The organism is Microbacterium sp. oral taxon 186 str. F0373 (assembly GCF_000411455.1).
Lineage (GTDB): Bacteria > Actinomycetota > Actinomycetes > Actinomycetales > Microbacteriaceae > Microbacterium.
Window position 1 is genome coordinate 136,627 of sequence record NZ_KE150457.1, and the last position, 23,393, is coordinate 160,019.

At 70.1% G+C, this 23,393-nt stretch carries 21 protein-coding genes; 8 read left to right on the forward strand and 13 right to left on the reverse strand.

Annotation, left to right across the window (positions count from 1 at the left end):
• Window positions 1-20: 20 nt before the first annotated feature.
• Both HMPREF1529_RS16010 and ispG read right to left on the reverse strand, forming a co-directional pair.
• A complete protein-coding gene (locus HMPREF1529_RS16010; protein ID WP_005048687.1) occupies window positions 21-179 on the reverse strand; it encodes a hypothetical protein in 159 nt (52 codons plus the stop codon).
• 98 nt (window positions 180-277) lie between these two features.
• The gene (ispG, locus tag HMPREF1529_RS00645) at window positions 278-1,408 is read right to left on the reverse strand and encodes a flavodoxin-dependent (E)-4-hydroxy-3-methylbut-2-enyl-diphosphate synthase (RefSeq protein WP_016463297.1); all 1,131 of its coding nucleotides are present in this window, start codon (window positions 1,406-1,408) and stop codon (window positions 278-280) included.
• Window positions 1,409-1,638: 230 nt separating this feature from the next.
• Between ispG and HMPREF1529_RS00650 the strand changes: the two genes are divergently transcribed.
• Complete coding sequence (locus tag HMPREF1529_RS00650) at window positions 1,639-3,558, forward strand: anthranilate synthase family protein (protein ID WP_016463298.1); 1,920 nt, start codon at window positions 1,639-1,641, stop codon at window positions 3,556-3,558.
• A 1-nt stretch (window position 3,559) separates the two neighbouring features.
• Here the strand turns inward: HMPREF1529_RS00650 and HMPREF1529_RS00655 are convergent, their stop codons facing one another.
• Window positions 3,560-4,870, reverse strand: coding sequence for a M50 family metallopeptidase (locus HMPREF1529_RS00655; protein WP_016463299.1), 1,311 nt, complete (start codon window positions 4,868-4,870; stop codon window positions 3,560-3,562).
• 83 nt (window positions 4,871-4,953) lie between these two features.
• Here HMPREF1529_RS00655 and HMPREF1529_RS00660 point away from each other — a divergent pair, with 83 nt between their 5' ends.
• From HMPREF1529_RS00660 to pflA, 4 genes are all read left to right on the forward strand, one after another.
• Window positions 4,954-5,550 carry a hypothetical protein gene (locus tag HMPREF1529_RS00660; protein WP_232212023.1) on the forward strand — a complete coding sequence of 199 codons (597 nt, stop codon included), beginning with the start codon at window positions 4,954-4,956 and terminating at the stop codon, window positions 5,548-5,550.
• A gap of 89 nt (window positions 5,551-5,639) precedes the next feature.
• Window positions 5,640-6,335, forward strand: a complete 696-nt coding sequence (locus tag HMPREF1529_RS00665) for a DUF1775 domain-containing protein (protein WP_016463301.1) — start codon at window positions 5,640-5,642, stop codon at window positions 6,333-6,335.
• A 579-nt stretch (window positions 6,336-6,914) separates the two neighbouring features.
• Window positions 6,915-9,176 (forward strand): formate C-acetyltransferase, encoded by a 2,262-nt coding sequence (gene pflB / locus HMPREF1529_RS00670; protein WP_036282581.1) that lies wholly within the window; start codon window positions 6,915-6,917, stop codon window positions 9,174-9,176.
• Window positions 9,177-9,225: 49 nt separating this feature from the next.
• Window positions 9,226-10,164 carry a pyruvate formate-lyase-activating protein gene (gene pflA, locus HMPREF1529_RS00675; protein ID WP_016463303.1) on the forward strand — a complete coding sequence of 313 codons (939 nt, stop codon included), beginning with the start codon at window positions 9,226-9,228 and terminating at the stop codon, window positions 10,162-10,164.
• A 142-nt stretch (window positions 10,165-10,306) separates the two neighbouring features.
• Here the strand turns inward: pflA and HMPREF1529_RS00680 are convergent, their stop codons facing one another.
• Window positions 10,307-11,389, reverse strand: coding sequence for a 1-deoxy-D-xylulose-5-phosphate reductoisomerase (locus HMPREF1529_RS00680; protein WP_016463304.1), 1,083 nt, complete (start codon window positions 11,387-11,389; stop codon window positions 10,307-10,309).
• 23 nt (window positions 11,390-11,412) lie between these two features.
• Window positions 11,413-12,330, reverse strand: a complete 918-nt coding sequence (locus HMPREF1529_RS00685; RefSeq protein ID WP_232212024.1) for an FKBP-type peptidyl-prolyl cis-trans isomerase — start codon at window positions 12,328-12,330, stop codon at window positions 11,413-11,415.
• Window positions 12,331-12,452: 122 nt separating this feature from the next.
• Here HMPREF1529_RS00685 and HMPREF1529_RS00690 point away from each other — a divergent pair, with 122 nt between their 5' ends.
• Window positions 12,453-13,283, forward strand: coding sequence for a lysophospholipid acyltransferase family protein (locus HMPREF1529_RS00690; RefSeq protein WP_016463306.1), 831 nt, complete (start codon window positions 12,453-12,455; stop codon window positions 13,281-13,283).
• Here HMPREF1529_RS00690 and HMPREF1529_RS00695 read toward each other — a convergent pair.
• Together HMPREF1529_RS00695 and HMPREF1529_RS00700 are read right to left on the reverse strand one after the other, a co-directional pair.
• Window positions 13,252-13,764 carry an OsmC family protein gene (locus HMPREF1529_RS00695; RefSeq protein WP_005048662.1) on the reverse strand — a complete coding sequence of 171 codons (513 nt, stop codon included), beginning with the start codon at window positions 13,762-13,764 and terminating at the stop codon, window positions 13,252-13,254. The two genes, HMPREF1529_RS00690 and HMPREF1529_RS00695, sit on opposite strands and share 32 nt — an antisense overlap.
• Entirely contained in the window at window positions 13,761-14,552 is a 792-nt protein-coding gene (locus HMPREF1529_RS00700; RefSeq protein ID WP_016463307.1) for an MBL fold metallo-hydrolase, read from the reverse strand. The genes HMPREF1529_RS00695 and HMPREF1529_RS00700 overlap by 4 nt, the downstream gene beginning before the upstream one ends.
• A 64-nt stretch (window positions 14,553-14,616) precedes the next feature.
• On the opposite strand from HMPREF1529_RS00700, the gene HMPREF1529_RS00705 reads away from it, so the two are divergent.
• Window positions 14,617-15,642 carry an asparaginase gene (locus HMPREF1529_RS00705; protein ID WP_016463308.1) on the forward strand — a complete coding sequence of 342 codons (1,026 nt, stop codon included), beginning with the start codon at window positions 14,617-14,619 and terminating at the stop codon, window positions 15,640-15,642.
• A gap of 57 nt (window positions 15,643-15,699) precedes the next feature.
• On the opposite strand, the gene HMPREF1529_RS00710 is transcribed toward HMPREF1529_RS00705, so the two are convergent.
• The 3 genes from HMPREF1529_RS00710 to HMPREF1529_RS00720 form a co-directional block, all read right to left on the reverse strand.
• Entirely contained in the window at window positions 15,700-18,459 is a 2,760-nt protein-coding gene (locus HMPREF1529_RS00710; RefSeq protein ID WP_016463309.1) for an FtsK/SpoIIIE domain-containing protein, read from the reverse strand.
• A gap of 66 nt (window positions 18,460-18,525) precedes the next feature.
• Window positions 18,526-19,314: a PP2C family protein-serine/threonine phosphatase gene (locus tag HMPREF1529_RS00715; RefSeq protein WP_005048651.1), complete on the reverse strand. Its 789-nt coding sequence runs from the start codon at window positions 19,312-19,314 to the stop codon at window positions 18,526-18,528.
• A 187-nt stretch (window positions 19,315-19,501) separates the two neighbouring features.
• Complete coding sequence (locus HMPREF1529_RS00720; protein ID WP_016463310.1) at window positions 19,502-20,170, reverse strand: DUF5684 domain-containing protein; 669 nt, start codon at window positions 20,168-20,170, stop codon at window positions 19,502-19,504.
• A 178-nt stretch (window positions 20,171-20,348) separates the two neighbouring features.
• On the opposite strand from HMPREF1529_RS00720, the gene HMPREF1529_RS00725 reads away from it, so the two are divergent.
• Window positions 20,349-20,810, forward strand: a complete 462-nt coding sequence (locus tag HMPREF1529_RS00725; protein ID WP_005048648.1) for a DUF4282 domain-containing protein — start codon at window positions 20,349-20,351, stop codon at window positions 20,808-20,810.
• On the opposite strand, the gene yaaA is transcribed toward HMPREF1529_RS00725, so the two are convergent.
• The 3 genes from yaaA to atpD all read right to left on the reverse strand — a co-directional run bounded on the left by yaaA (window position 20,811) and on the right by atpD (window position 23,372).
• The gene (gene yaaA / locus HMPREF1529_RS00730) at window positions 20,811-21,560 is read right to left on the reverse strand and encodes a peroxide stress protein YaaA (protein ID WP_016463311.1); all 750 of its coding nucleotides are present in this window, start codon (window positions 21,558-21,560) and stop codon (window positions 20,811-20,813) included.
• 95 nt (window positions 21,561-21,655) lie between these two features.
• Window positions 21,656-21,916 carry a F0F1 ATP synthase subunit epsilon gene (locus HMPREF1529_RS00735; protein WP_005048643.1) on the reverse strand — a complete coding sequence of 87 codons (261 nt, stop codon included), beginning with the start codon at window positions 21,914-21,916 and terminating at the stop codon, window positions 21,656-21,658.
• A 1-nt stretch (window position 21,917) separates the two neighbouring features.
• Complete coding sequence (gene atpD, locus HMPREF1529_RS00740; protein ID WP_005048641.1) at window positions 21,918-23,372, reverse strand: F0F1 ATP synthase subunit beta; 1,455 nt, start codon at window positions 23,370-23,372, stop codon at window positions 21,918-21,920.
• Window positions 23,373-23,393: the final 21 nt, after the last annotated feature.

Consider the following 23,393-nt stretch of genomic DNA (forward strand, 5'->3'; position numbering starts at 1 on the left):
CCGAAGGCGATCAGCGATACTCACTCCTGGGCGAGAGCGGCGATCGCCCGCTCCGCGATGTCCGGAGCGATCTGCCCCGAACCGACGTGAACACGGATGAGGTTCGTCCCGTCGGTGGCGAGAACGTCATCGCCCATCGGGGATGCCGTGGCGAGGAACCAGAGGTCGCCGGCGGTCACGTGTCAGCGCGCGTCGGGACGACGCGCGCCGCCGGACAACGATCTGATCACGCCCATGCCGTCGACGGCATATCGCGCCGCCACGGAGGCGCCGGGCGTCAGACGGTGACGACCTGCGCCGTGCCGAGCGGGGCGTCGGGGCCCATCTCGTCCGCGATGCGGTTGGCCTCCTCGATGAGGGTGGCGACGATCTCGGCCTCGGGCACCGTCTTGATGACCTCGCCCTTGACGAAGATCTGGCCCTTGCCGTTGCCGGACGCGACGCCGAGGTCGGCCTCGCGCGCCTCACCGGGTCCGTTGACGACGCAGCCCATGACGGCCACTCGCAGCGGCACGGTCATGTCCTTGAGCCCGTCGGTGACGTCGTTGGCGAGGGTGTACACGTCGACCTGCGCCCGCCCACAGGAGGGGCACGAGACGATCTCGAGCTTGCGCTCGCGGAGGTTCAGCGACTGCAGGATCTGATGACCGACCTTGACTTCTTCCGCGGGCGGCGCCGACAGCGAGACACGGATCGTGTCGCCTATGCCCTCGCCCAGAAGGATGCCGAAGGCGGTGGCGCTCTTGATCGTGCCCTGGAATGCGGGACCGGCCTCGGTGACGCCGAGGTGCAGGGGCCAGTCGCCCCGTTCGGCGAGCATGCGATAGGCCTTCACCATCACGACCGGGTCGTTGTGCTTCACCGAGATCTTGAAGTCGTGGAAGTCATGCTCTTCGAACAGCGACGCCTCCCAGACCGCACTCTCCACGAGTGCTTCGGGGGTCGCCTTGCCGTACTTCTCCAGCAGCCGCTTGTCGAGCGAGCCGGCGTTCACCCCGATGCGCAGCGACACACCGGCGTCCTTCGCCGCCTTCGCGATGGCGCCGACCTGGTCGTCGAACTTGCGGATGTTGCCCGGGTTCACCCGCACGGCGCCGCAACCGGCGTCGATCGCCTGGAAGACGTACTTGGGCTGGAAGTGGATGTCCGCGATGACGGGGATCTGACTCTTCTTCGCGATGATGTGCAGCACATCGGCGTCGTCCTGGCTGGGCACGGCCACACGCACGATCTCGCAGCCGGATGCCGTCAGCTCGGCGATCTGCTGGAGGGTCGCGTTGATGTTCGTCGTCGGCGTCGTGGTCATCGACTGCACGCTCACGGGGGCGTCGCCACCGACGAGCACCTTCCCGACCTTGATCTGACGGCTCTTGCGGCGGGGGGCGAGGACGTCCGGCACACGCGGCATCCCGATGTTCACTGCTGGCACTGCACCAGACTACGCCGCGCACACTGCGCGGGGGCTGCGCAGTGATCGTGATCTCTCGGTCTGATATCGTGACCGCATGTTCGCGAACACCTCCTGGTGGCCCACCCGCTGAGGCGGTGTGCTCGCGACCCACGACACAGACCGCCCTCGAGGCGGTCTTTTCGTTCCCGGACGAATGCAGCCCGCCCGACCTGAAGAAAGGCCCGGCGATGACCCCGAGCCCCTCCCCGCTGGAGTCCGTGCTGCGCACGGGCCGCGCGTTCGCCCTGATCGCCCGGGAAGCCGACACCGTCGAGATCCTGGTCGGCGAGGTGGTCGACGTCCCACTGCTGGCCGACATCCCCCTGACCGACGCCGACGGGACCCCGCACGAGGTGCTCGCCCTCGTCCCCTACCGCCAGGTGGTCGAACGCGGCTTCTCGTGTCACGACGACGGCGCACCCCTGCGCTGTCTCCTGGTCGACGAGCACGTGACGCTCGAGCGGGCCGCGCTGGTGTCGACGCTGCCGTCCGAGACCGTGCCGCTGACCGATGCCGGATTCGATGTCAGCGATGACGAGTATGCGACGATCGTCCGCCGCGTCATCACCGATGAGATCGGCCGGGGCGAAGGAGCGAACTTCGTCATCCGCCGCGACTTCACGGCATCCGTCGACACCGACGCGCTCACCGCGGGACTCACGTGGTTCCGCGCCCTGCTGGAGCACGAACGCGGCGCCTACTGGACCTTCCTGGTGTCCACGCCCGGACACCTCGCGGTCGGCGCAAGCCCGGAGGCCCACGTCAGCGCGCAGAGCGGCGATGCCGCGACCCCGGGCACCAGCGTCGTCACGATGAACCCGATCTCGGGCACCTTCCGCCACCCCGCCGGCGGCGCCACGGCCGAGACGCTCACCGCTTTCCTGTCGTCGACGAAGGAGACCGAGGAGCTCTTCATGGTCGTCGACGAGGAGCTCAAGATGATGAGCGCCGTCTGCAGCGACGGCGGACGCATCACCGGACCGCATCTGAAGGAGATGTCACGGCTCACCCACACGGAGTACATGCTCCGTGGCACGAGCACGATGGATCCGCGCGACATCCTGCGCGAGACGATGTTCGCCCCGACGGTCACCGGCTCACCGATGCAGAACGCCTGCACCGTCATCAAGCGGCATGAGCGCGAACCTCGCGGGTACTACTCCGGCGTCGCGGCGCTGTTCACCCCGACCCCCGATGGTCGCCACGATCTGGACGCGCCCATCCTCATCCGCACCGCCTATCTGGTCGACGGCACACTGCGCGTTCCGGTGGGCGCCACGCTCGTGCGTCATTCCGACCCCGACGGCGAGGTCGGAGAGACCCACGGCAAGGCGGCGGGTGTGCTGGGCGCCATCGGCGCGGTCGCGCGCGATGCCGCGCCCGCAGCGATCGCCGACGAGGACGCCCCGGCACCGGCCGCACCACGGCTGGCCGACGACCCGGCGATCGCCGCCCTGCTCGCGGCGCGCAACGAGCGTCTCGCGCCCTTCTGGCTGAACCCGCAGCACACCGATGTCGTGGGCCCCTACGTCGGCCGAACGGCGGTGGTGGTGGATGCCGAGGACCGCTTCACCACGATGCTCGCGCACCAGCTGCGCCACCTCGGCTTCGCCACCTCGATCGTGCCGTGGAGCCGCGCCGCCGCAGAAGCCCACACTCTCGAGGCCGCCGACATCGTCGTGGCGGGTCCCGGTCCGGGCGACCCGCGGGACGACGACAGCGCCCGCATCCGCACCCTGCGCGACGTCGTCACGGGACGCCTCGACGGCGGTCGAGCCCTGCTCGCTGTCTGCCTGAGCCACCAGATCCTCGCCGATCGACTCGGCCTGGACCTCGCTCCTCTGGCGGCACCACACCAGGGCCTGCAGAAGACCGTGGACGTCTTCGGTGAGGCGTCGTCGATCGGGTTCTACAACACGTTCACCGCCCGCGTGAACCCGGGAACGGCCCGCCTCGGGCGCACGGAGATCTCGGCGGATGGGGCCTCCGGTGACGTCTACGCCCTGCGCGGACCGCGCTACGCCTCGGTGCAGGGGCACCTGGAATCGATCCTCTCGCGCGACGGCCTCGCCACTCTCGAACGACTGGTGTCCTGGGCTCTCGACTGACTCAGCCGAAGATCTTGAGCGGATTCACGATGTCCGCCAGGATCAGGATGCCGCCCATCACGACGATCGCGACGACCACGACGAACGTCACCGGGACGAGCGTGGTCGCATCGACGGGGCGCGGCGGCGGGCGGCGCCACAGCCGGGCCCAGGCGCGCTTCACGCCCTCCCAGAGGGCGATCACCACGTGGCCACCGTCCAGCGGCAGCAGCGGGATGAGGTTGAAGACGAACAGTGCCAGGTTGAGCGAGCCCAACAGCCCGAGAATGGTGGCGACGCGGTTGAGCACCGGCGCATCGGTGGCCGCGGCCTCGCCGGCGAGCCGGCCGACGCCGACCACCGACAGCGGCCCGTTCGGATCGCGCGGAGCCCCGGTGATCATGTCGGACGCCGTCTGGTAGACGCGTGCCGGCAGTTGCCCCATGATGCCGACGACCTGACCGGCCTGCTGCACCGCTGCGGCGGGACCCGCCCACAGCGGCTGGTGCACATAGTCCGTCATCGCGGTCATTCCGACGAAGCCGACGTCGGCGGTGACGGTGGTGCCGTCGGGCCCCGCGATCTGACGTTGCGCGAGCAGCGGTGTGACCTGGAGGGTCTGCTCGACACCGTCGCGGCGGACGACGACGGCGATGGCGCGGTTGGGCGAGGCCTGGATGATCGCCGACGCCTCCTCGAACGTCTGCACCGACGTGCCGTCGACCGACACGATCACGTCACCGGTCTGGATGCCGGCCGCCGCGGCCGGTGAGACGGGATCGTCTGCCGCGCACGCGGTCTGGGTCGATCCTGCCGGCAGCACGCACTGGTTCACCGCGGCGATGGTGGTCGTCGCGGTCTGCACGCCGATGCCGCTGAAGACGATCGCGAACAGGAGCATCGCCAGCAGAAGGTTCATGACCGGGCCACCGAGCATGATGACGATCCGCCGCCACACGGGGAGTGCGTAGAAGGTTCCGGTGCGGTCCACACCGTCGAGGGTCTCCTCGTTGGCGGCCCGCGCATCCTGCACCATCGACGCGAAGAAGCCGGCGCGCGCCCGCGCGGCGGCCGTGGCCGCCACGGTCTGCGGGGCCGGCGGATACATACCCGCCATGGAGATGTAGCCGCCGAGCGGCAGGAGCTTCACGCCGTACTCCGTCTCACCGAACCGGCGAGACCACAGCGTCGGCCCGAGACCCACCATGTAGCGGCCCACTCGCACGCCGAAGAGCTTGGCGGGCACGAGATGCCCGACCTCGTGCAGAGCGATGGATGCCGCGAGCCCCACGACCAGCAGCACGACGCCGACGATGAAGGCGATGAGGGTCACGAGCCAAGAGGCTACCGGTCGCCGCTTTGAGTTTGCTCAGCCCTCGCGCGGCACGCCCCTTTCGGCGCCGGTAGGCTCATCAGGTGCCCCACCGATCGACGAGCCGCCGTGTGCGCGCCCTGCGCGGCACGACCGCAGCGGCGATCGCGACGACGATCGCCTCGACGGGGCACACGTTCGGCGGCGGACAGGCACCCCCGCTGTGGCTGATCGTGGCCGTCACCGTTCTCGCCTCACCCGTCGCCGTCGCTCTCGTCGGCCGACGCCGGAGTCTGCTTCGGACGGCAGCGGCCATCGCGGCGGCGCAGATCGCACTGCACACGATGTTCGCCGTGATCGGACCCACCTCCCTCCCCGCCGCCGGCACCGGGCACGTGCACGGCGCGCTCTCGATCGGTCCGGCCGTTGCCGGCTCCGGACACTCCGCCGCTCATCTCAGCGTCGGGATGCTCCTCGCCCACGCCCTGGCCGCGGTCGTCACCATCGCGCTCGTGGCCTACGGCGAGCGGCTTCTGGCGGTTCTGGCCCGCGGCATCCGACGCGTCCTGAACCGCGCCCACTCGCCGGCACCGCAGGCCTTCCCCTGGGTCGTCATCCCCTCTCCCGGCCCGCGCGTCGCGCGTGCCGATGCCCACCTGTCCGTTCTCACTCGACGGGGTCCGCCGGCGTTCGCACGCTGAGCACCGCCGCATCCGCGGCACCCCGCGGCACCGCCGCACCCGTCATCGCGGCATCCGCCGCGCCACGAACGAACAGAAAGAGCACCCTGATGACTGTCACCCCTCCCTCCCGCCGCCGCGCACGCACGATCGCCGGCGTCCTCGCCGGCGCCGCCCTGGTGCTTGCGGCCCCCCTCGCCGCATCGGCTCACGTGCACGTCACGCCGGACGCGTCGGATGCCGGGTCGACCACACGCCTCGCGTTCTCGTTCAGCCACGGCTGCGAGGACTCGCCCACCACCGCGGTGAAGATCACCATCCCCCAGGGCATCGACGGCGTGAAGCCGGTGCTCGACGGCGCCTGGAAGATCACCCGCGAGCTGAACACGGATGGCATCCCGTCCTCCGTCACGTTCACGGCGATCACGCCGGTCGACTCCGGCGTAGCGGCCTCGGTCGCGCTCGACGTGATCTTCTCGTCGAGCGCCGCGAACACCTCGGTGGCCTTCCCCGTCCTGCAGACGTGCGAAACCGGGTCGACCGACTGGTCGGAGGTCGCCGCCGAGGGGCAGAGCGAAGACGATCTGAAAGCGCCTGCCCCCGTCGTCGCGGTCGGTGCCGTGTCGACCGGCTCTGGCGACCACGGGCATGCGTCGACGACCGACGGCGATGCAGATGCGCACGCCGCCACGACCGCCGCGGCGGCGTCGGATGCCGACCCGGTCGCACGCTGGTTGAGCGGTGGCGCCCTCGCCGCCGCGATCGCAGCGCTCGTCGTCGCGCTGGTGCGTCGACGCCGCGCCTGAGCCGCACACGGCTCATCCTGAGTCGGGGCCCGGTCGCCGCACGGTCGGCGGCCGGGCCCCGCGTCGTCGAGACCGCCGTCACGGCGGGCGCCGCCGTCGTGATCACCGACCCCATCTGCGCGGAACCATCGTCCACCGCGGGCGTCCCGATCGTCGTGGTCGACGATCCGCGTACCGTGCGCAGCGAGATCTCGGCCCGCGTGTACGGCACGGATGAGAATCCGCCGATCGGCGGAGCGCATGCCGCACTCGGCGCAAGAGATCGCGCGCCGAGCCCTCGCCGCAGCCGGGTGGAACCCGCCCGCCCCGACGCGGGCGGTGCCCGATCCGCCGGACTCCACGCCGGACTCCGATCCGGCCCGGCCCGACCTGGCCCGGCCCGCCTGAGACCGTCGATACCTCGATCCTGGGACACGCCTTGTGGACTGACCACAAGGGGCGTCCGTCTTTCCGGAGAGTCGATTGTCGGCGGCATCCATGCTCTCTTTGTGGTCTGACCACAAGCGCTACGCTGATCTCAACGACTCGCCCACGGATGGGTGGACGGGCCGCTCCCACGAGGATTTGAGGAAGCGAATCATGACCACCGTCACCCCCTCCGCACAGGACACGCAGCCCGTCGCCTGGAACGGCTTCACCGCCGGCCCGTGGCAGGACGCGATCGATGTGCGCGATTTCATTCAGCGCAACTACACGCCGTACCTCGGCGACGCCTCGTTCCTGACCGGCGCCACGGCCCGCACCACGCGCATCTGGAGCACGCTGTCGGCGATGTTCCCGGTCGAGCGCGAGAAGGGCATCTACGACGTCGACGCGCACACGCCCGCCGGCATCACCGCCCACGGCCCCGGGTACATCGCGAAGGACGACGAGCTCATCGTCGGCCTGCAGACCGACGCGCCGCTGAAGCGCGCGATCATGCCCAACGGCGGCTGGCGCATGGTCGAGGGCGCGCTCGAGACCTACGGCTACGAGGTCGACCAGACCCTCAAGGAGATCTTCACGAGCTACCGCAAGACGCACAACGAGGCCGTCTTCGACGTGTACTCGCCGAACGTCCGCGCCGCGCGCAGCTCGCACGTCATCACCGGACTTCCGGACGCCTACGGCCGCGGCCGCATCATCGGCGACTACCGCCGCGTCGCGCTGTACGGCATCGACCAGCTGATCGCCGCCAAGAAGGTCGACAAGCTCGGTCTGGACACCACGCCGTTCTCGGAAGAGGTCGTCCGCATGCGCGAGGAGCACGCGGAACAGATCCGCGCGCTCGGCGAACTGAAGCAGATGGCAGCGGCGTACGGCTTCGACATCTCCGGGCCGGCGACCACCGCGCGGGAAGCGGTGCAGTGGCTGTACTTCGGCTACCTCGCCGCCGTGAAGGAGCAGAACGGCGCCGCGATGTCGCTCGGACGCACCTCGACGTTCCTCGACGTCTTCATCGAGCGCGACCTGCAGTCGGGCCTGATCACCGAGACCGAGGCGCAGGAGATCATCGACGACTTCGTCATCAAGCTGCGCATCGTCCGCTTCCTGCGCACCCCCGAGTACGACAGCCTGTTCTCCGGCGACCCGACCTGGGTCACCGAGACGATCGGCGGCATGGGCGAGGACGGTCGCCCCCTCGTGACGAAGAACTCCTTCCGGTTCCTGCAGACCCTGTACAACCTGGGTCCGGCGCCCGAGCCCAACATGACCGTGTTCTGGAGCCCCGAGCTGCCGCAGGGGTTCAAGGATTACTGCGCACGGGTGTCCATCGACACGTCGGCGGTGCAGTACGAGTCGGACGAGATCATCCGCCCCGCCTGGGGCGATGACGCCGCGATCGCCTGCTGCGTGAGCCCCATGCGCGTCGGCAAGCAGATGCAGTTCTTCGGTGCGCGCGTGAACCTCGCCAAGACGCTGCTCTACGCGATCAACGGAGGCCGCGACGAGGTCACCGGCAAGCAGGTCTCGCCGGTGACGGCACCCGTCGGCGACGGCCCGCTCGACTTCGATGACGTCATGGAGCGCTTCGACAAGACGATGGACTGGCTGGCCGAGACCTACGTCGAGGCCCTCAACTGCATCCACTGGTCGCACGACAAGTACGCGTACGAGCGCATCGAGATGGCCCTGCACGACAAGGACGTGCTGCGCACGATGGCCTGCGGAATCGCGGGACTGTCCGTCGCGGCGGACTCGCTGTCGGCCATCAAGTACGCCACCGTCACCCCCGTGCGCGACGAACGCGGCATCGTGGTGGACTACCTCACCGAGGGCGAGTTCCCGAGCTACGGCAACGACGACGACCGCGCCGACCAGATCGCTGTCGGCCTGGTGGAGAGCTTCATGTCGAAGATCCGCCGTCACCCGATGTACCGGAACGCCCTGCCCACGCAGTCGGTGCTCACGATCACCTCGAACGTCGTCTACGGCAAGGCGACGGGTAACACGCCCGACGGTCGCCGCGCCGGAGAGCCGTTCGCCCCGGGCGCCAACCCCATGAACGGCCGCGACACCCACGGCATGCTCGCCTCGGCACTGTCGGTCGCCAAGATCCCCTACGCGCAGTCGCAGGACGGCATCTCGCTGACCAACACCGTCGTCCCGAGCGGCCTCGGGCGCACTGTCGAGGAGCAGGTGCGCAACCTCGCCGGTCTGCTCGACGCCTACGTGGGCTCGCACGGATATCACATGAACGTCAACGTGCTGAACCGCGAGACGCTCGAGGATGCCATGGAGCACCCGGAGAACTACCCGCAGCTGACCATCCGCGTCTCCGGCTACGCCGTGAACTTCGTCCGCCTCACGCGCGAGCAGCAGCTCGACGTGCTGTCGCGTACGTTCCACGGCTCCATGTGATCCGGATCCCCCGGCAGACGAACCGACACGCAGAGAGAAGCTGAGGACAATGGCCAGGGCGATGCTCCGTCGCCACCCGTGCAACGCGGTGCCGTCCACCCTTCCCGCACTCCCCGATGACGCGGTGCGCCTGGAGGTTCCCCTCCAGGCGCCCGCCCACCGGCGCGCGGGCGCCGGCCTCGACGGGCTCGCGGTCTCGGACGTCGATCGTCACGAGCGACTGACCGCGATGCGCGAGGGCCGGCTCGGCTCCGTGCACTCGTGGGAGCTCGTCACCGCCGTGGACGGGCCGGGAACGCGGCTGACCACGTTCCTCAGCGGATGCCCGCTGCAGTGCCTCTACTGCCACAACCCTGACACCCTCGCGATGAAGGACGGTCAGCCCGTCACGAGCGATGAGCTGCTCACCCGCATCGCGCGCTACACCGCAGTGTTCCAGGCGACCGGCGGCGGCATCACCCTCTCCGGCGGCGAGGTGCTCATGCAGCCTGCCTTCGCAGCGCGGATCCTGCGCGGCGCGAAGGAGCTCGGCATCCACACCGCCATCGACACGTCCGGGTACCTCGGCGCCGCGGCATCCGACGCCCTGCTGGACGACGTCGACCTCGTCCTGCTGGACGTCAAGAGCGGCAACCCCGAAACCTACCGCACGGTGACGGGGCGCGAGCTCGAGCCCACGCTGGCGTTCGGTCGCCGCCTCGCCGCTCGGCCCGGGGGGCCGGAAGTGTGGATCCGCTTCGTCCTCGTTCCGGGCCTGACCGACGACATCGACAACGTCGAGGCAGTCGCTGCGTACGCGGCGTCACTCAATGAGATCCGCCCCGATACGGTCACCCGCGTCGAGGTGCTGCCGTTCCACCAGATGGGCCGAGACAAGTGGGACACGCTCGGGCGTGACTACCGTCTTGCCGAGACCGAACCGCCCTCGGTGCACCTCGTCGACCGGGTCCGCGATCAGTTCCGCGCACACGGCCTGCTCACGTACTGACCGTTTCACCCCTGCCCCGGCCGCCGCTTCCCCGCGGCCGCATCCCCCGATCTCCCCCGAATCGGGCGCCGACCGGACCGCCCGCCCCATCCTCTGCGGGCGGTCCGGTCCCCTTCGTCGTACGGGGGGGGACGCGTCGACGTCAGGCTGCGGCGATGGCCGCGTCAGCGGCGGTGCGGGCCCAGCACTCCGCGTCGGCCAGCGCTGCGCGTGAGAGCACCGGCGGCGCGTCGTGCGCATCGACGATCCGCTGCACCGTATCCAGGATGCCGGGAAAGCTCAAGCGTCCTGCGTGGAATGCATCGACCGCCTGCTCGTTGGCCGCGTTGAACACGGCGGGGTAGGTCGCGCCGGCGCGCCCCACCTGCTTGGCCAGCGCGACCGCCGGAAAGGCCTCCTCGTCGAGAGGCTCGAAACTCCACGAGGCCGCCCGGGTCCAATCCAGCGGCGCACCGACACCGCCGACGCGGTGAGGCCAGTCGAGCCCCAACGAGATCGGCAGCCGCATATCGGGCGGCGATGCCTGCGCGATGGTCGATCCGTCGATGAACTCGACCATCGAGTGCACGATCGACTGGGGATGAACGACGACGTCGATGCGGTCGTAATCCACGCCGAACAGCAGATGGGCCTCGATCACCTCGAGCCCTTTATTGACCAGCGTCGCCGAGTTGGTGGTGACCACCCGACCCATGTCCCAGGTCGGGTGCGCGAGAGCCTGGGCCGGAGTCACTCCCTCGAGTTCGCCGCGGGAGCGGCCGCGGAAGGGGCCGCCCGAGGCGGTCAGCACGAGCCTGCGCACCTCGTCACTCGTGCCGGCGCGCAGGGCCTGCGCGATCGCAGAGTGCTCCGAGTCGACCGGGACGATCTGTCCCGGGGCCGCGATGGCGGTGACGAGATCGCCGCCGACGATGAGCGACTCCTTGTTGGCCAGCGCGAGCGTACGTCCGGCTTCGAGCGCGGCCAGCGTGGGGCCGAGGCCCACCGATCCGGTGATGCCGTTGAGTACGACGTCGGCATCCACATCCCGCACGAGCTGTTCTGCTTCGTCGGCGCCGAGTGCCGTGTGCTCGACCCGGAACTCGGACGCCTGCGCGGCGACGCCCGCCGCGTCACTTCCCGCGGCGAGTCCCACCACCTCGAACTGGTCGCGACGGGTGCGGATCACATCCAGAGCCTGGGTGCCGATGGAACCGGTCGAACCGAGGATCAGGATGCGCCGCATGCGGCCAGCCTACCGGCGGGCTCCTACTGGGCCGCGGAGGTCTGCGCGCCCAGGATGTCGACGACGAACACCAGGGTCTCGCCCTTCAGGTCGTTCGCGTTGATCTCGCCCTCGCCGTAGCCGTCCGCCGGGGTCATCGTCACGAGCACCTGGGAACCCACGGTCTGGCCTTCCAGCGCCTTGCGGAAGCCGGGGACGACGCCCGTGGTGCTGAAGCTCGTCGGTACGCCGCCCTTGTCCCAGGTCGAGTCGAAGGTCTTGCCGTCCGACCAGCGCACGCCGGTGTACTGCACCAGCACCTGGTCGCCGCTCTGGACCGCGGCTCCGTCGCCCTTCTTCAGCGTGGCGATCTGCGTCTCGGTGGGCGGGTTGCCGCCCGGCAGCGTGATCGTGGGCGCTCCGTTGTCGGCCAGCGACACCGTCGGCATCCCCGCCACGGGCGCCTGCTCGGCGCCCCATGCGGCGCTCGGGACGATGCCGAGCAGGTCGACGACGTAGACCTGCGCCGCACCCTGCTCGCTCGCCGGGAAGGTCGCGACGACGCGCTCGCCCGGCGCGCCGCAGCCGAGAACCTGGCCGAGAGGGCTGGATGCCGAGATCTGCGCGGGAAGCAGCTGCCCGGGCTTGTAGCCGATGTCGCCGAGCTTCTGACCGCTCTCGGCGTCGTACGCCGTCATGGCGTAGGAGATGAACTGCCCCGCCGTCACGGGCGTACCCGAGCCCTTGTCGATGGTCTTGGCCTGCAGGGTGTCGATCTGGATCGGCGCCGTGAACGACAGCGTGGGAGCCACTCCCGCGTCCCCGCTGACCGTCACGGCGTCGGCGGCCGCGCCCGAGGAGACCTGCGCGTCACAGAGGTCCGCAGCCGGCGCGGCGGTCGGGCTCCCCGACGCGGTGGCCCCGGTGGAACCGGAGCAGCCCGCAAGCAGGATGACGGACACGGCGGCGACGGAAACAGCGACGAGCGGGCGCAGGCGCACGATAAGACCTCACAGATGGAAGACGGATTCGCTCCATCCTCCCCTACTTAGTTCTGCGTGCGCTGGGAGCGCCCCGTGTCGCCATGCTCAACGCGGCATGCGATCGGGAGTACCCTCGACTGGTGACATCCGCAGAGCCCGCCCCCGACGCCGCCGGCGAGCTGCAGCCCCCGGACGGCGCCCACGACGTCACCGGAATCGGCCCCACCTACATCATCGGCCGGTGGGTCGTGGCCCCGCTCGCGCGGCTGCTGTACCGCCCGCGCATCGAGGGGCGCAAGAACTTCCCCCGCAAAGGTGCGGTGATCCTCGCCAGCAATCATCTGTCGTTCATCGACTCCTTCGTCATTCCGATGGCCGCTCCTCGCCCGGTGCGCTTCCTCGCCAAGTCGAGCTACTTCGACGGTCCGGGGCTGAAGGGATGGTTCTCGCGGCAGTTCTTCTACGCTGTCGGCGCATTCCCCGTTCAGCGCGGGGCGGGCCAGGCGGCCCTCGATGCTCTCGAGCAGCAGCGACGGATGCTCGACGCGGGGTGGTCGACGGCGCTGTACCCGGAGGGAACGCGCTCGCTGGACGGCCGCCTGTACAAAGGCCGCACCGGTGTCGCGTTCCTCGCGTTGCAGACCGGCGCACCCGTGATTCCGGTGGGCCTGGTCGGAACCAACGAGATCATGCCCGTCGGAGCGAAGTTCCCGCGCCTTCGTCCGCGCGTGACGGTGCGTTTCGGCGAGCCGCTCGACCTGTCGCACCACGGCTCCGCCGACTCCGGGCGCGCCCGCCGTCAGGCGACCGACGAGATCATGGCCGCGATCCATGCGCTCTCCGGCCAGGAGCTGGCCAACGCGTACAACGAGGCCCCGGCATCCAATCCCGTCGAACGCCTCAAGCAGGTTCTTCCGCACGAACGCCGCTGAGGGCGGCATCCGGGGCCACCGTGATGATGGCGTCGTGACGAACCGGGAAGTTGACTGAGTTCGCGATGAAGCACCACTCGTGCGCCTGCGCGTGTGCGGCCTCTGCAGCGGCGACCATGGCGGCCGTGGCCACCTCGACCCGCGGTCGCAGCACCACCTCGGCGAACGCGCCGCCACCTCGACCGTCCTCGATCATCCGTCCCGTCGCGTCGTCCGTGTAGGACACGACGACGACACCCGCCTGCACACACGCGTGGAGGTAGGACAGCAGATGACACTCCGACAGCGCGGCCAACAGCATGTCCTCCGGGTTCCACTTCGAGGGATCACCGCGGAACGGCCGATCGCTCGAGGCATCCAGTGCGGGCTTGCCGTCGACGGCCAGCGTGACCGAACGGTCGTAATCGCGATAGCCGCTCGTTCCGGTGCCGCGGTTGCCTGTCCAGCGGGCGTGGAGTGCGTAGCGGTGTTCGCCGATCATCTCGCCAGTCTGCCATCCGTACCGCGGTAGGCGGCCGCGAGCTCCGCCAGATGCGCGTGCTCCTCGGTCATGCCGGGGTTCGCGACACGCGGATCGTCGGAGCGGCCGCGGTTGATCATGTCGTCGAGGTAGCGCCGGTCGGCGTCGAGTCGGACCAGCGCGTCCGCGCCCACCGTCCCGTGACCGGGCACGATGACGGCGGCGCGGGACGCGAGAGGCGCGAGGCGGTCCAGGGAGTCCAGGTACGCCGGCAGGTCGTCGGGGAAGAACGGCAGGGGCAGTTCGATGTCGCTGAGCATGTCGCCGGCGATCAGCACCCGCCGCTCCGGCAGCCAGAGGGCCGTGTGCCCCGGCGCATGCCCGTCATGGAAGACCGGTTCGATCTGCACACCGGCCGGCGCGCTGTCGGAGGGGAAGCTGTCGCCGATCCCGTCGACCCGCCCCATGAGCTCGACGAGCCACGGCGGTGCGTCGTCGCCCAGCGCGGCGACCAGGTCCGCGCGCTCCGAGACGGCGAGCGCAGCCGTGGCGCGGGAGGCCCACCGCGGGACGTCCCCGAACGCGGGATGCCACAGCAGATGGTCGTGATGGGCGTGGGTCGCAAAGCCCGCGCGCACGTGCAGGTTGCGGGCGCGCAGCGCGGCGGCGAGGGCGTCGAGTTCGTCGGCGTCCCACGCGGGATCCACGAGCAGAGCTTCTGCGCCGCCCACGATGACGGTGCTGGTGGTGGCCATGCGCCGGCTCGTCGTGACCCAGATGCCGTCGGCGACCTCGTCCAGCTGGCGCATGCCCATCTCCTCGGTGGTCCCAGCCGACCCGTTGCGCGGTGCGCGGCGAAGTAGGCTCTTCTGCGTGTCAGATCCTCTCACCGTGTCCCGTCCCTCCGCACCGTCCGGCACCATCGCGGTCGCCGATGCGGTGGAACTCGCCGTCGTCGAGCGCAGTGGCTTCGTCGAGTCGCGACATGCGGGAGCGGCGATCGTGCTGGACCCCGAGGGTGTGATCCAACTCAGCCTCGGTGACGTCGACACGCCGATCCTGCCGCGCTCGAGCATGAAGCCGTTGCAGGCGCTCGGCTGCCTGACCGCCGGCGTCACGCTGGAAGGCGAGCAGCTGGCCCTGTCCACCGCCAGCCACAGCGGCACCGACCGACACGCCGGCGTCGTCCGCGAGATCCTTGCGACAGCCGGTCTCGGCGAGGATCACCTGCAGTGCCCGCCGGCGTGGCCCGGTGACACCGCCACGCGCGACGAGCTCGTCCGCGAGCTCGGACAGCCGGCGCGCGTCCGCATGAACTGCTCCGGCAAGCACGCGACCATGCTGCTGGCCTGCACCGCGAACGGCTGGGACACCGACAGCTATCTCGATCCCCAGCATCCGCTGCAGGTGCATATCCGTGAGGTCATCGAACGCCTCACGGGGACGAAGATCTCCACGACCGCGATCGACGGCTGCGGCGCGCCCGTGTACGCCATGAGCCTGACGGCCCTCGCTCGCGCCGCGCATCGGATCGGCACCGCCTCGGAGCGCTCCCCCTTCGCCCTCCACCGTCTCGCCGGAGCCCTGGTGCGCGCGGTCCGCGAGAACCCGTGGGCGATCGACGGACCCGGGCGGCCGGACACCATCGCCATCGAGCGGCTCGGCGTGTTCGCCAAGGGAGGCGCCGAGGGAATCATGGTCATGACGGCACCCAACGGCGCCACGGTCGCACTCAAGACGCTGGACGGCAGCGGCCGGGTGGCGACCGCCGTCGCGATCCGTCTGCTGGAGCGCGTGGGCGCTCTGTCGTCGGCGGACGTCGCCGCGACGCTCGACCAGCTGCCGCTGGAGATCACCGGCGGAGGCCGCGAGGTGGGACGCATCCGCCCCACCGTCTGATCCGACTCGTTCGGGCGTTCCGGCGTTGTGGCGTGCTGGCGTCTCCTCCTCGGCTGGTCACGACCAGGGCAGCAGCACGCGCTGTGCGGCGTCGTCCGGCACGAGGCGCCAGGCACGGTCGGCCCGTGCAGCGGCGTAGACCGGAAGATCCCGTCTACCGGTGAGCGCGCGGTACTCCGCGCTGCACTCGGCGGCGACGACGAACTCGTGACGCATGCGAAGTTCGCCCAGGAGCTTCCACTGGGCAAGCCACTCCTCCGGCGTGCCGACCACGAGCGTCCGCGGAGACGGGGCGCCGCGGGTGGCCGCCTCATCGACACTGATGATCGGAACATCGCGTGCCGCGCTCGCGCGATGCAGGCCGTCACGGGCGAAACCGTGAGCGACCACGAGACCGGCCGTGTCGGCCTCACCGGGAGTCCAGGTCGGCGGCGGGGAGCCGACCACCGTCGGTGTCGTGGGTGCGTCGTCACGGATGAACTGCACCAGCACGCGTCCCCAGCGCCCCCGCCCGGGGGGCTGGTCGCGGACGTGGTCGGATCCGTCGCCCCCGGCCGCCACATGGTCGGCGCGCGTCGCCAGCGGCAGGATGGCGCGATGTGGGATCAGCTCCAACAGACGGACGAGCGGCCCCGCACATCTCGCCGCGGAGAGCACGACGGGGCCTCCGCTCTGTCCTGCGTCCCGCACGAGCCGCTCGATGCGCACCACCATCTCCGCCGCGTACTCCGCGGGATAGCGCGCCAGCAGCGCGTCGACGTCGTCGACCACCACGCCCGCCCCGTCGCGCCGGCCGACGGCGGCGCCCACGGCATCCCATGCCGCCTCGGGGTCGTCGGAAACCCACGTCGGGTGCTGCGGCAGCTGACGGGCGATCGCGCGCAGCAACGAGGAGCGTCCGCTTCCCGGCGCGCCGATCACCGCCAGCGCCGTCGCCGCCAGGGGCAGGAGCACGGGCGCCTGCCGCTGATGCTCCGGTTCGTCCGAGAGCCCCAGCGCGATGCGTCCGGTCACCGCGACCCGATCCAGCTCCACGACGGGAGGAAGCGGGGGCAGCCACGGTGCCGTCGCGCGGTCGCTTCCTGCGGCATCGCTGATCGCCGCGAGCGCGACCGGGGAGCATCGCGCCATCCGCACGCGCTGTGGATCGACGTCAGCCGCACGCCGCAGGAGCGCCGTCCCCCGTGCCTCGGCGCGGCCGGGTAGCCGCACGGCGTCATCGACCCCGATCACGGCGCGCGAGTCTGCGGCGTCGAGGGTGCGCAGTGCGATCCGCAGCGGCGCATTGGCCAGCAGCCCATCGCGGAACGCGCCGGCTGCGCGCTGGGATGCCAGGATCGCGTGGATGCCGAGTGCCCGGCCACGCGCCGCAACATCCGAGAACAGCTCGTGCATCTCGGGGTGCGCGGCCACCAGCGCGGCGAACTCGTCGACGATCACGACGAGCCGCGGCAGCGCTCCCGCGGCCTCTTCAACATCACGAGCACCGTGCTCGGCGAGAACGCGTTCTCGACGCCGGATCTCGGCCCGCAGGCTCTCCACCGCACGCACCGCCGCGCGGTCATCCAGGTCGGTCACGATCCCGGCGACGTGCGGGAGCGCCGCGAGGGCGTCGAAGGACCGGCCGCCCTTGAAGTCGATGAGCAGCAGGCAGACCTCACCGATGTGTCGTCCGCGACACAGGCCGGCCGCCCAGGTGACGAGCAGCTCGCTCTTGCCGGAGCCGGTCGTGCCCACCACGACCGCGTGCGGCCCGTCGGCCACGAGGTCGACCGTGACGACCTCTCCCGCGCTCACGCCGATGGCGGCGGTCAGTCCCGCGCCGGAGCGATCGTCGACGAGCTCCTCGAATGCGACGGGAGCGTCACCGCGGTGACCGAGCTCGCGAGCTCGCTCCGAGAGCATGGCCGCCACCTCGGATGCCTGCGGCTCCGACAACGCCTCGATGCGCACCGAACGCGTGGAGCCCTCGTGGTCAAGGACGGCCTCATCACCACCGTGGAGAGTCAGGACGGCGCGACAGCGCGTCGGCGGCGGGGCGTCGTCGGCCAGGACGACGATCGGGATATCGGCTTCCGAGGCGAGGCGAGCCGCGCCGTCGGCGAGCACCAGGGCATCCCCGGCACTCGCGAACGCGTGCGGGAGAGGCGACACGTCGCCCAGGATCGCCCCCACGGCCTCGGGGTCGGGGATCCGGACCCGACCGGGAGCACGTGCGAGGCAGATCTGCATCACGAGCGCCCGGACGACCGCCGTGGCCTGTGTCGCGGGGCCACGCACGGCGAGCCCCGCATGCAGAGGCACGGTCACGGGCGCGTCCTCCAGGCGCCGGGCCCGCCGTCGCAACGCGCGCGCGGCGTCGTCGGCGGGCTCGCCCTCCATCCGCAGACTGCTCACCCCCTCCCCGCGACCGACCACCAGCGCCTCGTCACGTCCGGGCACCGAGCGCCACACCTCTGCCTCGTCGGCGCACAGCGTGGCCACGTCGGGGGTACGCTGCCACGCGCTGCGCCGCTCCGCCTCGTGCCGCCGAGCGACCGCATCCTCCAGGTGCGCCAGCGCACGGAGGTCCTCACGCCGGGCACGCCGTCGGGCACGCCGGGCCGTCCGCAGCCCGTCGACGAAGGACGCCACCGCGACGAGCGGTCCGAGCGCGGCGAACCAGAGGGAATGAACCGACCCCGTGATGCGCCAGAGCACCAGCGCACCGACGACGGGAACGATGGCGGTCAGGATCGGCAGCGGTGCCCGCGCCGGCGGCGTCGGAGCGGGCGGCAGGCGGAGCGGCTCGTCGTCGAGATCGTCGACATCGGTCATACGGGCAGTCAAGCGGGGCGGCGACCCGGTGCGACGCGCACCGGGTCGACCGGTGCACGACGGACGTCAGTCGACCGTTGGGGAGGAGCCGGTGCGGTGCACGTTCAGGACGATGATCGTGATGTTGTCGCGACCGCCGTTCTCCAGCGCGGCGTCGAGCATGTCCGCCGCCGCGGCGGCCGGATCGTCGTGCTGCAGAAGGAAGTGCAGGATGCCGTAGTCCGTCAGCTCTTTCGTGAGGCCATCGCTGCAGATCACGAAACGATCGCCGTCGACGACCTCGAGTCGCACGTAGTCGGGCGCGACGCCGTCGGAAGGACCGACGGCGCGTGTGATCACGTTTCCGTATGGGTGGTTCTCGGCCTCTTCAGGGCTGAGACGTCCCGCAGCGATGAGCTCCTGGACGACGGAATGATCGGTCGTGACCTGGGCGAGCCCACCGTCGCGGAAGAGATAGACCCGCGAATCGCCGATGTTGAGAGTCACCCACGTGGGTTCGGCGGTAGATGTGTCGAGGTAGACCCCGGTCACCGTCGTCCCGGTGCCGTCATCGGTGGCTTCAGGGTGCGAAGCGATGTCCCCGACCGCCTTGGAGAGCGCCTTCTCGATGTTCTTGGGGGTGACCTCACCCTTGCCGACCATCGACTCCAGGCGTGCGATCGTGCTGCTGCTGGCGATCTCGCCACCGATGTGACCGCCCATCCCGTCGGCGACCACGAACAGCGGATAGCGTGCGAGGACCGCGTCCTGATTGACTTCTCGCCGACGGCCCGTGTGGGTCAGCTCCGCCCACTGCAGTTCGATCGCACCGTCCGCGAGCGGGAGGGTGCGCGAGTGAGTCGCGGCTTCGGGCACGATCCCACTCTAGTGGACGGGTCGGGTCTGCACCCCGCCGACAGGCTGCGCAGCCGGGGCGGAGTCCGCCTCGGCACCGGCGGGGGCATCGAATGAGGAGATCGAGCATCGGGCCCCCGGCCCGCCACGCTCGACCGCCCGGGTGCGCTGTCAGCGCACCCGGGCGGTCGAGGAAGGTCGATGCTGCTCAGGAGCGCGGCGGCTCCGGAGCGCTGGGCGGCTCCGTGGTCGGCGGCTCGGTGTCCGCGGGAGGCGCGGGCGGGGCGGGCGGGGCGGGCGGCTGGTAGCCCGCCGGAGGCGCCGGCGGCTGGTAACCCGCCGGAGGCGTGTACCCTCCGGGCGCCGCCGACGCCTGAACGGGAACGCCCTGCCAGACGGTGCGATCGGCGAGGAAGCCGTTCGCCGCCCACGGCGCGGGCGGCACGTTCGTGTTCCAGCGCGACTTGTCGAAGGCGAGGATGCCGAGCCAGACCAGCCCGAGAAGCACATAGAGGATGACCCAGGGCGTCTCCTTCTGCAGCTTCTGCCCTACTCGCCACGCGGCCAATGCACCCACAGCGACCGGGAGCAGCGCGATGATCCACCCGAGAACCGGGACCTGGTTCAGCACGCCGGACACGAGAATGGCGCCCAGCATGACCCACGGGCTGACGTCGCCGAGCTTGGCGAACACCATGAAGTTGTAGATCGGCACCCAGGCGCGCCACTTGCCCTGGACTCCCGCCTTGTCGAAGATCTTCATCAGGAAGAACGCACTGATCACGTAGCCGATCACCGCGAAGATGAAGATGAAGAACGCAAACACGATCAGGGCAGCTGCGGCGGCCGCAGCACTCCCGCCCGAGTAATCACCCATGAGTACCTCCCCCGGCGATTCTCGCCGTCGAGCACGACCACCGTGGCCGGCTCCGGCTCACATCGTATTGGTAGTGGAGCCACAGGCGCGAGGGATCCCGCGGAGCGTTTCGTCGCATCGCGCGTCGGCCGGAGCGCTAGCCTGGGGCCACCCCCGCCCGCGCCGGAAGGATCCGCCGATGAACGAGCCCGCACTGCCGCCGTTGCCGGAACGTCCCGCAGAGGAGGTCGCGCGCGACGCGGCATCCGCGCCCGGCATCGCCGGCGTCGACGACACCGGGGTTCCACGCCTCGTCGGCGACCTCGACGACATCGGTCGCGGCTTCCTCTCCGCCCTGTTCGACCTGACCTTCACGCGGTTCATCACCCGTCGACTGGCGAGCGTCTTCTACCTCGTGGGGCTCGTCGCGATCGGCATCGCCTTCATCGCGACGTTCCTCTGGGGCCTGATCTCGGGCATCGGATCGCTCGGGTGGAACCTCGGCGGCGGCATCGCGCTCATCCTGTCGACCCTGATCGTCGTCCCCGTCGTCGCGTTCCTCGCCGTCGTCGTGCTGCGCTTCGTCATCGAGTCGGGGGTCGCCCTCGTGGCCATCGCCGAGAACACCGAGCGGACCGCCGCCAACACGGAACACGACTGATCAGACGACGAGGTCGATCTCTCCCGGCGCACCGTCGCGCAGAGCCACGCCGGCCGTGTCGGCCCACGCCATCAGCGCCTTGCGCGTCGCGATGCGCGGGCGGGTCTGCGCGAGCCGTCTGACCACGGCGCCTTTGCCGTGCTTGTTGAAGTGGTTGAGCGCGCGCGTCACGCCGTCCTCACCGATCGTCACCACCCGCAGGTAGGCCGAATCCACCTCCGCGGGAACGGGGCCGAGGGCGACGTAGGCCTCGGAGCGCAGATCCAGGATGAATGAGGGCGCGGCGGCACGTAAAGCCTCGGTGACCTCACCCGCCCAGTGTCGTCGCAGGGGCGGGATGCCGGGAAGCGCCGTTCCGGCGGCGAGCCGATAGGCCGGGATGGCGTCGAGAGCGCCGACCGGCCCGAAGGGCGCGGAGTGGATGAGCACGTGAGCGCCCAGCCAACGCCGCGACGCCGCGTCCAAGGTGGCGGCATCCAGCGCATCGAAGAGCACTCCCGTGTACCGGTCGACCGCGGGCAACGTCGGGGCGGTGCGCAGCGTGGCGTTGTGGGCGATGTCCGGGCGCTGGCGCGGAGACAGCTTCAGCACGCGCGCGGCGTGCTCTTCGTCGCCACTCAATGCGACGAGCGCGTCCACCGCGGCGTCGCGCGCCGCGCGCAGCTCGGGGAGCGCGAGCGCGCCGATGTCGAGAGCTCGCTCCCGCCCGCCGGGACGCTTGGTCTCCGACGGCGGCAACAGGATCAGCATGGGTGGTCTCCTCGCGCACAACGAAAACCACTCCCCGCCCGAGAAACAATGCGTCCTCGAGCGGGGAGTGGATGCTGGCGGTACTCAGCGGGCGATCAGGACTCGAGAGCGGCGTGACCGGCCACGATGGTCAGCTCATTGCCTTCCATCGAGAGGAAGCCGTCCTGCGCACGTGCGACGACCTTCGTGCCGTCGGACTGCGTGATGCGCACCTGCCCTTCGGCGAGGATCGCGAGAACGGGCTCGTGGCCGGTCATGAAGCCGATCTCGCCCTCGACGGTCTTGGCGACGACGAGGTTCGCCTCACCGTGCCAGACCTCCTCCTCCGCGGAGACGAGGGTGACGGTCAGCGCCATGTCAGCTGTTCTCCTTCTGGATCTTCGCCCACTTCTCCTCGACGTCGGAGATGCCACCGACGTTGAAGAAGGCCTGCTCGGCGACGTGGTCGAAGTCACCCTTGACGATGGCGTCGAACGACTCGATGGTCTCCTTGATCGGGACCGTGGAGCCCTCGACACCCGTGAACTTCTTCGCCATGTAGGTGTTCTGCGAGAGGAACTGCTGGATGCGGCGCGCACGCGACACGACGATCTTGTCCTCTTCGGAGAGCTCGTCGACACCGAGGATGGCGATGATCTCCTGCAGTTCCTTGTTCTTCTGGAGGATCTGCTTCACGGCCGTGGCGACGCGGTAGTGATCCTCACCGATGTAACGCGGGTCGAGGATGCGGCTGGTCGAGCTCAGCGGGTCGATGGCCGGGTACAGACCCTTCGACGCGATCTCGCGAGACAGTTCGGTCGTCGCGTCGAGGTGCGCGAAGGTCGTCGCCGGCGCCGGGTCGGTGTAGTCGTCGGCCGGGACGTAGATCGCCTGCAGCGAGGTGATCGAGTGGCCGCGCGTCGAGGTGATGCGCTCCTGGAGCACACCCATCTCATCGGCGAGGTTGGGCTGGTAACCCACCGCCGACGGCATGCGTCCGAGAAGCGTCGACACCTCGGAACCGGCCTGCGTGAAGCGGAAGATGTTGTCGATGAACAGCAGCACGTCCTGCTTCTGCACATCGCGGAAGTACTCCGCCATCGTGAGGGCCGACAGGGCGACGCGCAGACGCGTCCCCGGCGGCTCGTCCATCTGGCCGAAGACGAGCGCGGTCTTGTCGAAGACGCCCGCCTCTTCCATCTCACCGATGAGGTCGTTGCCTTCACGGGTGCGCTCGCCGACACCGGCGAACACCGACACGCCGCCGTGGTCCTGCGCGACGCGCTGGATCATCTCCTGGATCAGGACGGTCTTGCCGACACCGGCGCCGCCGAACAGGCCGATCTTTCCACCCTGCACATACGGGGTGAGCAGGTCGATGGACTTGATGCCGGTCTCGAACATCTCGGTCTTGGACTCGAGCTGGTCGAAGTTCGGCGCCTGGCGGTGGATGCCCCAGCGCTCGGTGATCTCGATGGTCTCGCCGGGAGCGGCGTTCAGCACGTCGCCGGTGACATTGAACACCTTGCCCTTGGTGACATCGCCCACGGGCACGGTGATGGGGCCGCCGGTGTCGCGCACCTCCTGGCCGCGGACCATACCGTCGGTCGGCTTCAGCGAAATGGCGCGCACGAGGTCGTCGCCGAGGTGCTGCGCGACCTCGAGCGTGATCTCCGTCGAGTCCTCGCCGATCGTGATCGTCGTCTTCAGCGCGTTGTAGATGTCGGGGATCGCATCGTGCGGGAACTCGATGTCGACGACCGGGCCGGTGACGCGTGCAACGCGCCCGACGACCGTCGTCTCGGCCTTTTCGGCGGTGGCGGTGGCAGTCATTGTCTGTCTCTTTCGGTGTGG